Below are 9,815 nucleotides of genomic sequence, written 5' to 3'. Positions count from 1 at the left end.
GTTTTGGTAACGCCCAGTAACTTCCTGTAATCAACTATTTTACTCATAATGTATTTGTTCAAAAAATAAACAGGCTGATCACTATGAGCAGGCTACCATTTATCTTACCCCGAAAAACCGGCAAAGGTACGCTTTTTTAAGCTCCCGCCAAGGATTTATTTCCCCTTGTCCAGCGCCATTTTGATGGCTAATCCGCCGAAAACGCCGCCCATTATCCACTTTTGCATCCGTACCCACTTCGGATTCGCCGAAAACCAACGCGTCACCTGACTGGCGGAAGATATAATGAAAAAATTAACTGTAAAGCTGACGAGTATTTGTGTAAGCCCCAGCAGAAAGCTCTGGGCAAGGATCGACCCGTACTCTGGCTTTATAAACTGTGGGAAAAACGACAAGTAAAATACCGCTACCTTAGGATTCAACATATTGGTAAAAAGACCCATACTGAACAACTTTAATGGCTTATCGGCCTCCAGTTGCCTGTCGGTGTCAAACATGCCCTTTCCGCCTGGTTTAAGCGTTTGCCAGGCAAGGTATAGCAAGTATACACTTCCGGTCATTTTTAGCACCGTATAGGCGTAAGGAACGGCCATTAAAACTGCCGTTAACCCAAAAGAAACCAGGGTAATGTGAAACAGGAAGCCACAGGCCACCCCGCAAAGCGATATAAAACCAGCCTTTTTCCCCTGTGTAACAGACCTGGAAATCAGGTAAATCATATTCGGCCCCGGTACTAATACCATGAGCAATGCAGTAAATGCAAAAAGCAGTAGTTGGCTAATCGGTATCATCATGATGGATTTATAGGAGAAAGATGACGCAAGATAAAACTTTCTGAAAACAAAAAGTCCTCCCGGGGATCTCAACCCGGGAGGACCCTTCACTATTCAGGCTATTAGCTTTTCTTAGGATATAATTTGTAGAAGGTAACGCCGTTCGTATAGTCGTTGATCCCCGTACAGTAATACACCGCACCTGTTTTATCCTGCCCTATCAGCGTAACAGTTGTGAAATCTACCCATTTGGCCAAGCCGGTTTGCTGGTGTTGTTCCTCAGGTGACGGGGCATCCAAACCTGCTTCTGTGCCGGCATAACAGTATTCGCTTTTATTCACTAAATCGTAATTTGCCAGCGACTTATTGCTCAGTACCAGCATAGAGCCATCTGTCAGCTGCATCACGGGACCTAACTGAAACGGATACGGATCGGTAATGAAACCAGTGCCCGCCAGCTTTTTATACACTGGGTTGCTTTCATAGGAATGGAACACAAAATTTTCTCCGAAAGTATTATAGACCGTCCCCCTGTCATCTGCTTCAATATCATATTGAAACATATCATACCGCAACCAGTTGGTAGTATAATAGCCATAAATAAATTTTCCGGAAGGATCGGGTCGGTAATTACCGGAAGATACCACGAAGCCGGCAGATGGATAGAAAAAATCCAGGTGCATTAATGCATGCACTTTCCCACTTACCTCCATCCGGCAAATCGATACGGCCATCGCACAACTCCCCGATAATTGCCGGCAGGTGTATATCCTGCACCGCGAAGAAGGATTGTCTTACCGTGATATTTATTTTCGTATGTCCATTTCCGTTAGCATGGTAGAAAAGCATATGAGTAAAGCGATCCGTTTACTAAAACGTGATTTGCTCACCAACTGCGAATTGTTGCTGGTGATAGTAGCGGTAAATAAATTTTTGTAGTCCGGAAATTGCAGTACTTTAATAGTACAAATTTTCAACCTGATCTGACATGAAAATACCCGTGTTGTTAACTATGCTGTTGCTTTGTGCATTAACGGGCCACACACAGCAACTGGACGCCATCAAATACCCGAATGGTTATCTTTATTTTCATACTTACGGCAGTGGCGCACCTGTGATTGTTTTATCCGGAGGTCCCGGTAATTCCTGTTTGCAACAGGAAGAAGTAGCCATCGCACTCGGCAAAAAATACCGCAGCATTTTGCTGGAGCAACGCGGCACCGGGCTGTCTGTTCCCGTTCCATTTGATTCTACCACCATCAACCTGCAGGCAGCGATGGACGATCTAAACCGGCTATTGCAACACCTGCGCCTGAAGCGTGCTGTTTTTTATGGTCACTCCTGGGGCGCCATGCTGGCCATGAGTTTTGCCGCCAACTACCCCGACAAAGTGAAGGCATTGGTACTCGCAGATCCCGGATACTATAAATTTTCTGCCGATCTGCTGACCACGCACGTTAATAATTTACGCGCCCGCTTAGGCGCATCAGACGTAGTGCTGATAGATACTTTGGATAAAAAAATAAATGAAGGGAAGGGCAGCAAAGCTGATTCTGCGTTGTATACGAAAACAATAAGACTGGCGTACATTTATAACAAATCGCTCATCGATAGTATGCTGACGAAGATCAATGGGCCGAAAACAAATCTATTGATGCAGCAACTAATGGTCAATGATTTGCGACGGGTACATTACGACCTGAGTAAGAACTTATTTCATTATAAAGGGCCGATCAGCATCATCGCCGGCAGCCAGGACCCACTGGCGTTTTATACCTATGAGCTGAAAGTAATCCGCCCGGATATAAAATTGTATTGGATACAAGCTGCCGGCCATTTTCCGATGTTCGAACAACAAGCCGCCTTTGATCAGCAGCTATTGTCAGTCATGGATACCGCTGTTAAATATCCATAAATTCCCATGCGCTCTGGTATGCATTTTTGTTTTCTGCATAGGTGATAAAGTCCGCATAGAATCCCAGCTGGGAAAGCGTTCCGCTGTCGCCTATTATCACCAGCTTTTTACGCGCACGCGTCATGGCCACATTCATGCGCCGGATATCAGACAAAAATCCGATCTTATTTTCTGTATTACTGCGCGTCATGCTGATGTATACAATATCCCGTTCCTGCCCCTGGAAACTATCTATGGTGTTCACGGAAATTTTATCTGCATAGGGCTGCAATGCCGGTGAGTGCAGCAGCTGTTCTTTTAGTAGTTGTATTTGTTGTTTATAGGGAGATATCACCGCCACTGTGGGAAAATCTTTCGGGGCGTAATGTGCACCCAGGTCAGCTACCAGCATGGTCAGGTGCTTAAATAAAAAGGCGGCTTCCTCCGGATTGGTGGTACTGGTTCCTTCCGATTTTTCATCAAACCCGCAACCGGCGGTATCTACAAAGGAAAGCGGATTATCGGCCGAGAATAAGAGGTGCTGCGCTACTGACGCATGTGCTCTTAGTTTATCTGCATAAAATATCTGCGAAGAATATCCCATAATCGTTTCGTGCATACGGTATTGTTCTTCCAGCAACGTTACACTTTCCGGATGTAAGGCGGTACATTTTTCCAGCAGGGTAGTGCTCAAACCTTTTCTGGCGGCTTCATCTGATTTAATAGTAGGCGACAACTGGCAATGATCACCTGCCAGCACTACTTTCTGCGCTTTTAAAATAGGAATCCAGCAGGCCGGCTCCAGTGCCTGTCCGGCTTCATCTATCACCACGGTATGATATTGCAGGTTTCTAACGGTATAATGATTGGCGCCTACCAGCGTGGCCGTAATCACCTGTGCTTTGGCGATCAGATCGTCGATGATATATTGCTCGGTGTTGCCTACTTCTTTCATGATCTTGCGGGCTTCATCAAACAGTGCTTTCCGTTGCTCTCTTTCTGCTTTGCCGAAATTGCGTTTGTATTTATGCGCCATATCGCGGAATTCATTGGCTTGTTTTTTCAGCCGCTTGATTTCCTTGATACTATTGTGTTCCGATACTTTACTATCTAGTGTGAGCGACATCAGTCTTTCTGATACACGGGCCGGGTTACCCACGCGGAGTACATTCAGGCCTTCATCCGACAGCTTTTCACTGAGCAGATCTACGGCGGTATTACTGGGTGCTACCACCAGTATTTGTTGATGATCCTGTTGAATCAATGCTTTAATAGCCTGCACCAGCGTGGTTGTTTTACCGGTGCCGGGAGGTCCGTGTACAATGGCCAGATCGTTGGCAGATAGTATTTTGGTGACGGCTGCCTGCTGCGATGCATTTAACTTCGGATTCACGTAGGGCGGCTGCTCCGGGTGAAAGGAAGGCTTTTTTTCGCCGGTGAGTATTTTTATGAGTTTCCCTTCCGGGTCTTTATCCTGTAAAGCGTCTGCCTGTTTAAGGGCATTCTGCATTTCGTCGTAGCTGTTGTCATCGAACAATACATCGATGCCTAGTTTGCCATCGCTGGCCCATTCCGGCAGTTCATCGGTGCGCAGGGTTATTTTGAGGCGATTTCCGCCCTGGTAGGAGATGGTGCCTTCCAGGTGATCCTGTTTCCGGTCATGATTGGAAAATAACATAGCAGAAGCCCCAAAACGCAGTTGATGAGGAATATCCTGGTGGGTGGTACGTTCCACTTCCACTGTCAGGTAATCTCCCCGGCTCATTTCAGATCCCCGGATAGCAATAGGGTACCACGTTAGTCCATTCGCCCGGCGATCTGCTACAGACGAGGTTTCTGTCATTTGTTGATAAGACTTTTGGTCCGTTTCCCGTTCTATTTTGAGTAAATCAAGCTGCTTTTTGAAATAATCCATGGCGCAAAGGTAAGATGTTCTGCATTTGTCGCAATCGGCCATTAAGAATGTCGTATTTCCCCATGACCGGAATTAATGAATCGATTTAAGTTTGTATCGTAAAACAAACAACTCTAAAAACAACGTATATGGAAACGCAAACAATCTATATGAACACCGCTGCCCCTTCAAAAAGCACTCGTATCACCGGTTGGGTGATTACTATTATCTGTATTCTTTTTCTGCTGGTAGATGCTGTCATGAAAATAGCCAGTGCAGCAGTATCTGTTAAAGGCAGCACCGACCTGGGCTGGCCGGAATCCCAGGTACAGGGCCTCGGCGTGGTGCTCTTGCTCTGCACTATTTTATATGCCATCCCACGCACCGCTGTTCTGGGCGCCATTTTCCTCAGCTGCTATCTCGGTGGAGCGGTAGCCATTATGACAAGGGTAAATATTCCTTACTATTTCCCGATCGTTTTCGGTGTCTTGGTATGGGTAGGTGTATACTTACGCTTTCCCGCGCTGCGCAGCGTTTTTCCGCTGAGCAAATAGCCATGGGTCACCATGAAAAAAAGTGGGTGTATGCTTAGTCATACGCCCACTTTTTTATTTGATCACGCGCGGGAGATTTCTTATTTTGCAGTAGTATTAACCTATACGCCCCGGGATGAATAAACCTATGCGGAAAAACCTCAGGAGTATATTATTGCCAAAATTTTAATCACGCTTTAATCAACAATCCTATGAACCATTATGTAGCCGGAAATGGCGATCAGCTGCTTAAACTGGCCGTTGATATTACTACCAATGGATTTGCGTGGACAAGAATATTTATGATACTGGAAGATGGTACCAAATTCCCTGTTCCCAATGGGGTATCCGACGCCTCCGGCGATATCCGGCAAATGGCGCTGGGAAGGGCCGGGGCCTTGCAGCGCAGGAGTATCAATATCGTTACCAAAATAGAGTTATTCTGGGAAGACCTGGATACCCGCAAAATAGAATTTGGGAAGATAGGCGCCCGCTACGTGTTTGATGACGGCACAGAAGGCCATAGAGAGTTTTCCGCTCCCGATCAGATAATCAACGCCAGCGGCGATTTCAGCACTGTTTATTTATTAGTGACCGTAAAACTGGACTAATCATGAAGCAACATATGAGTTGGCTGTCATTGCTGCTATTGCTGCTGACAGGCCAGCAGCTATACGCACAGGAAGCCCCCGCAGAAAACCTCAGCGTACCTCAATCCAGCGCATTCAAACTGGTAGACGTTTCCCCTACGTTAATTGAATCGCCTGCTACACCCAAAGCTTTTGGGATCAGTGTATTACAAAATTTTAATGGCGATGGCTGGCCGCAGAACTACGCTGCTCAGTTTACGCCCTACTGGTGGGCACTCCCGAAAAACCGTGATGTGTTCCGGTTCATTGGCATTAAACGCTATAAAACCGGCGCCGCTCCGGAAGTATGGAAAACACAGCCTTTTTCTGCCCTTAAATTCACCAGCATTTCTATCGCTTTCATTAAAAAAGATATGATTCCAGATACGGCTACGGGCTCGCAGAAAGTTTTTTCTATCGGTTTCCGTAGCACCTTGCTCCGGGCCTACGGTAAAGGCTATGCGGAGCGCCTGCATGCCGTCGTGGATACCCTTACCGAAAAACAACAAGCCGATATCCTCGATGCCGTAAACTCAGATCCTGCATACAGTACGGCTTTACAAAACGGCGACACCGCCACTATTGCCCGGATTTTCCGGCAATATACCGCGCGTAAAAATGAAGCGTTGGCAGCATTGATGACCCGGGTGAAAAATCAGCTCAAAGAAAAACTGCTTTTTCAATGGGATGTAGCCGGCGCCTACGCCACCTATGGTATCGCCGATACTACCTGGAAAACCGGCAGGGGTGGCGTATGGACGACCATAGCCCTGAATACCCCGCTCAATTCAAATCATCCCGGCGCTATGCAAACCAACTATCTCAGTATAGCCGCCTATACCCGATATATGTATGATGCATACGCCCTGGAACACGGAGCCATCACCGCCGCCAACAGCGTAGACGTAGGTGGCCGCCTGTCGTTTGAATTCGATCCGCTGAGTGTGGGGATAGAAGCCATTTACCGGAACTATACCGTGCAGGATAACTTGAAATCCCAGCGCATCGTCGGTTTTGTTAATTACCGGATTGCGAAAGATATGTACATCAACGGCGCCTTCGGGAACGATTTCGGACTGGATAAATCACGGATACTGGCCATGTTTGGGATAACGTTTGGGTTTGGAAAAGAGAAAATTGATATGAGTCAGTTGCCGGCGGTGCCGTAAGAATATACTAACTTTATACATATGCAGGCGGACATACAAACACTTTATGATTCACCTATCTGCACGGTACATAATTTTTTGTGCCAGTGCCGGGAATGTGCGGTATCTGAAAAAGAATATCAAAGCACTTTTTCCATGGCCTATATCCGCAAAGGCAACTTCCGGTTTAAAGTATTCCGGAATGATTTAGATGCCTATAGCGGCTTATTCCTGCTCTGTAAGCCCGGATATGAACACCAGGTAGCCCATGTACATGACATCCCCGATCAATGCACTATTTTTTCGTTTCCGGCAGAAAATACGGCCCTGCTTATGACACATGCTACCGCCTTCGCCTGGTTTTTTAATAATCCGGATATTCAGTCGATATTGGTAAAAGCAACCCCGGAAATGGAGTTTCTGCACCAGCGTATATTCACCTTGCTGTTACAGCCGCGTTACTCCCGGCTTTGGGCAGAGCAACTGATGACCGAACTTTTTCTGCTGGTATTGTATGCCGGCAATCCGTTGCAAACCTTACCGGTGTTGAACGATAAACAGAAAAGAAATTATCTGCCGGTAATCGAACAGGTAAAGGAATATATCAATGAAAACTATGCAGATAATGTAACCCTGTCGCAACTAGCCGCACTGGGGAATATGAGCCCCTTTCATTTCAACCGCCTGTTTAAACAAATCACTGCCGCCGCTCCCTATCGTTATCTATTGCAGGTAAGACTCAAACAGGCACACCTGCAGCTTTGTAACACGCAGCTGCCAGTGACCAGCATTGCCTTCTCCACCGGCTTTAACAGCCTCGAACATTTTTCGGCTGCCTACAAAAAACAGTTCGGAAAATCTCCTTCCGCCATGCGGTGATAAAAACAGCAATTTTCCTTAAACAGATAGTTTTTGGGCAGGTTAATTTTGGCGTATCAAACTTACTATTATGAAAGCGCAATTATTAACAACCCTCGGTAATGCAAAAGATTACACCCTGAGCGTGGCCGCCGCCATGCCGGCAGAGCACTTTAGTTTTAAGCCCACCGAAGGGGTGTGGACTTTTGAAGAACTACTACACCATGTTGGTTATGGAATTGGCTGGTGGGAAGAAAATTTTATCAGACAACAACCGTCCGACTGGAATCCTCCTGCGGCCACCACAGGTAAAGAAGCCAGCATCGCCTACCTGGATCAGGCTTTTATCGCCCTTAAGAAAAGTGTGGAGAATATGAAAATGTCCGATCAGGCAGTGGCGGGCTTTTATGCTACTATCGATCATGTAACGCATCACCGCGGACAGGCCACCGTATACCTGCGCAGCAAAGGCATTGTACCACCGGAATACATCTACTAACTGCTAAAAAATAATTTATGCCAGTTTATTATATCAATAGCTATGACATTACCGATGTGGATGAATATAAAAAGTATGGTCCGCCCGTTATAGCATTGTTGAATCAATATGGAGCCAGGGTATTGGCATCCGACTGGGACGCCATCGCGGTGGAGGGCAGTGTGAAGAAAATGAATGCCGTGATTGAATTTCCGTCGGAAGCAGCCGCATTGCAATGTTACAATGATCCGGCGTATCAGCCGCTAAAGGCGATTCGCTGGGCGTCTACGGACAATTGTAGTATGACGCTGGTGCATGGATTGGGAGAGTAGGAGGCGCATTACGAAGAGAACTTTAGACTTTTGAGGTAGTCGCATTTTGCGACTGCCTCTTTAAGCCGGAATAATTAACGTATACTATTCATCTTCTGCCTGATCCCTTCCCGCTCCGCCTGCGTCTTCGACAGCTCATACGCCCGCTGAAAATGCATCAACGCTTTTTTATTATCAATATCTGTATACAATTCTCCCAGCAGCAAAAAATAGAAATGATTATTCTCCAGTTTTAATTTTTCTGCTTCTGCCAAAGCAACTTTTTTCCCATTGGCTTTATACAGCGCAAATGTTCTGTTCAGCGCCACGCTGGGGGAGTAGTTGATCATGAGCAGGGCGTTATAAAGTTGTAAAATCTCTTCCCATTTTTCAGGAGTATCTTCTTTAATACAGTGCCAGTAGGCAATTCTGGCTTCGAGATGATACGAACTGACTTCATTGCCCTGCGCAGAAAGCGCCAGGAAATGTTGTCCCTGGTTAATCAGCGCCTGATCCCACAACGCCTCGTTTTGTGCTTCGTAAAGCACGACGGTGTTGTCGTTGGCCTGCCTGGCATTAAAGCGGGAAGCGTGAAAACACATGAGGGCAATTAAGGCGTTTGTTTTAGGCAGATTGGTACGGTCATATTCCGTGAGCATTAAGCCAAGGCGCAGGGCTTCTATGCACAGGTCTTTTTGCAGGATCTGGTTCTGCGTTTGTGAGTAGTAGCCTTCGCTGAAAAGCAGGTAGATAATATGCAATACATTATCGAGCCGGTTCAGGATTTCGTGTTCCGGCGGCAATTCCATTTTTATATTTTCGGAGCGCAGTTTTTCTTTGGCCCTGAACAATCTTTTGTTGATGGTTTCTTTATTGGATAAAAATGCTTCCGCAATTTCATCAATGCCGAAGCCGCAAAGAATGCGCAATGCCAGCCCTATCTGGGCTTCGCTGGCGATGGCCGGAGTGCATATGGCAAACAGCATTTGCAGCTGACTGTCTTTAATTTGCCGGGGAGAGAAACTAAAGTCGTCCGTTTCTACACTATGGACTTCTCTGGCGGTAATTTCCGGCATCACTTTCTGTTCAAATATTTTATTTCTCCTGAAATGATACAATGTTTTTTGTTTGGCCACAGCATAAAGCCAGGCGGTTGGATTAGGAGGAATGCCTTTCTCTTCCCAGGTTTCTGTGGCCTGCAAAAAGGTTTCACTGACAATGTCTTCTGCTAGTTCAATATGCTGCAAGCCGTACAGGTGGCTGATGACAGCTACCATTTTGGAAAATTCCTGCTGGA

At 46.3% G+C, this 9,815-nt stretch carries 12 protein-coding genes; 8 read left to right on the top strand and 4 right to left on the bottom strand.

Annotation, left to right across the window (positions count from 1 at the left end):
- Nucleotides 1–155: 155 nt before the first annotated feature.
- Together VIP81_RS12650 and VIP81_RS12645 are read right to left on the bottom strand one after the other, a co-directional pair.
- Complete coding sequence (locus VIP81_RS12650) at nucleotides 156–794, bottom strand: LysE family translocator (RefSeq protein WP_331960847.1); 639 nt, start codon at nucleotides 792–794, stop codon at nucleotides 156–158.
- Nucleotides 795–895: 101 nt separating this feature from the next.
- On the bottom strand, nucleotides 896–1,507 hold the full coding sequence (locus tag VIP81_RS12645) for a hypothetical protein (protein ID WP_331960844.1): 612 nt from the start codon (nucleotides 1,505–1,507) through the stop codon (nucleotides 896–898).
- Between the two features lie 28 nt (nucleotides 1,508–1,535).
- Between VIP81_RS12645 and VIP81_RS12640 the strand changes: the two genes are divergently transcribed.
- Nucleotides 1,536–1,712: a hypothetical protein gene (locus VIP81_RS12640; protein ID WP_331960840.1), complete on the top strand. Its 177-nt coding sequence runs from the start codon at nucleotides 1,536–1,538 to the stop codon at nucleotides 1,710–1,712.
- Between the two features lie 49 nt (nucleotides 1,713–1,761).
- Nucleotides 1,762–2,688, top strand: a complete 927-nt coding sequence (locus VIP81_RS12635; protein ID WP_331960837.1) for an alpha/beta hydrolase — start codon at nucleotides 1,762–1,764, stop codon at nucleotides 2,686–2,688.
- Here the strand turns inward: VIP81_RS12635 and VIP81_RS12630 are convergent.
- Complete coding sequence (locus VIP81_RS12630; RefSeq protein ID WP_331960834.1) at nucleotides 2,675–4,582, bottom strand: AAA domain-containing protein; 1,908 nt, start codon at nucleotides 4,580–4,582, stop codon at nucleotides 2,675–2,677. The genes VIP81_RS12635 and VIP81_RS12630 overlap by 14 nt on opposite strands.
- A 128-nt stretch (nucleotides 4,583–4,710) precedes the next feature.
- Between VIP81_RS12630 and VIP81_RS12625 the strand changes: the two genes are divergently transcribed.
- The 6 genes from VIP81_RS12625 (at nucleotide 4,711) to VIP81_RS12600 (ending at nucleotide 8,539) form a co-directional block, all read left to right on the top strand.
- The gene (locus VIP81_RS12625; RefSeq protein ID WP_331960831.1) at nucleotides 4,711–5,115 is read left to right on the top strand and encodes a DoxX family protein; all 405 of its coding nucleotides are present in this window, start codon (nucleotides 4,711–4,713) and stop codon (nucleotides 5,113–5,115) included.
- A gap of 191 nt (nucleotides 5,116–5,306) precedes the next feature.
- The gene (locus VIP81_RS12620; RefSeq protein ID WP_331960828.1) at nucleotides 5,307–5,705 is read left to right on the top strand and encodes a hypothetical protein; all 399 of its coding nucleotides are present in this window, start codon (nucleotides 5,307–5,309) and stop codon (nucleotides 5,703–5,705) included.
- 2 nt (nucleotides 5,706–5,707) lie between these two features.
- Nucleotides 5,708–6,892 (top strand): hypothetical protein, encoded by a 1,185-nt coding sequence (locus tag VIP81_RS12615; RefSeq protein WP_331960825.1) that lies wholly within the window; start codon nucleotides 5,708–5,710, stop codon nucleotides 6,890–6,892.
- Nucleotides 6,893–6,913: 21 nt separating this feature from the next.
- Complete coding sequence (locus tag VIP81_RS12610) at nucleotides 6,914–7,750, top strand: AraC family transcriptional regulator (RefSeq protein ID WP_331960822.1); 837 nt, start codon at nucleotides 6,914–6,916, stop codon at nucleotides 7,748–7,750.
- 70 nt (nucleotides 7,751–7,820) lie between these two features.
- Entirely contained in the window at nucleotides 7,821–8,228 is a 408-nt protein-coding gene (locus VIP81_RS12605; RefSeq protein ID WP_331960819.1) for a DinB family protein, read from the top strand.
- Between the two features lie 17 nt (nucleotides 8,229–8,245).
- Complete coding sequence (locus VIP81_RS12600) at nucleotides 8,246–8,539, top strand: DUF1330 domain-containing protein (protein WP_331960816.1); 294 nt, start codon at nucleotides 8,246–8,248, stop codon at nucleotides 8,537–8,539.
- A gap of 74 nt (nucleotides 8,540–8,613) precedes the next feature.
- Here VIP81_RS12600 and VIP81_RS12595 read toward each other — a convergent pair.
- The coding region (locus VIP81_RS12595) for an RNA polymerase sigma factor (RefSeq protein WP_331960813.1) at nucleotides 8,614–9,815 on the bottom strand (1,202 nt) is incomplete at its 5' end.

The sequence above is a fragment of the Chitinophaga sp. genome, assembly GCF_036566945.1.
Taxonomy (GTDB): Bacteria; Bacteroidota; Bacteroidia; order Chitinophagales; family Chitinophagaceae; genus Chitinophaga.
The sequence above is the reverse complement of the archived record's forward strand: the minus strand, read 5'-3'. Positions and strand labels throughout refer to the sequence as shown.

Excerpts from the sequence above, each read along its gene's own strand:
- VIP81_RS12605 (WP_331960819.1), top strand. The coding sequence starts at position 7,821 with ATGAAAGCGCAATTATTAACAACCCTCGGTAATGCAAAAGATTACACC.
- VIP81_RS12645 (WP_331960844.1), bottom strand. The coding sequence starts at position 1,507 with ATGGCCGTATCGATTTGCCGGATGGAGGTAAGTGGGAAAGTGCATGCA.
- VIP81_RS12610 (WP_331960822.1), top strand. The coding sequence starts at position 6,914 with ATGCAGGCGGACATACAAACACTTTATGATTCACCTATCTGCACGGTA.
- VIP81_RS12630 (WP_331960834.1), bottom strand. The coding sequence starts at position 4,582 with ATGGATTATTTCAAAAAGCAGCTTGATTTACTCAAAATAGAACGGGAA.
- VIP81_RS12625 (WP_331960831.1), top strand. The coding sequence starts at position 4,711 with ATGGAAACGCAAACAATCTATATGAACACCGCTGCCCCTTCAAAAAGC.
- VIP81_RS12615 (WP_331960825.1), top strand. The coding sequence starts at position 5,708 with ATGAAGCAACATATGAGTTGGCTGTCATTGCTGCTATTGCTGCTGACA.
- VIP81_RS12635 (WP_331960837.1), top strand. The coding sequence starts at position 1,762 with ATGAAAATACCCGTGTTGTTAACTATGCTGTTGCTTTGTGCATTAACG.
- VIP81_RS12620 (WP_331960828.1), top strand. The coding sequence starts at position 5,307 with ATGAACCATTATGTAGCCGGAAATGGCGATCAGCTGCTTAAACTGGCC.
- VIP81_RS12650 (WP_331960847.1), bottom strand. The coding sequence starts at position 794 with ATGATGATACCGATTAGCCAACTACTGCTTTTTGCATTTACTGCATTG.
- VIP81_RS12600 (WP_331960816.1), top strand. The coding sequence starts at position 8,246 with ATGCCAGTTTATTATATCAATAGCTATGACATTACCGATGTGGATGAA.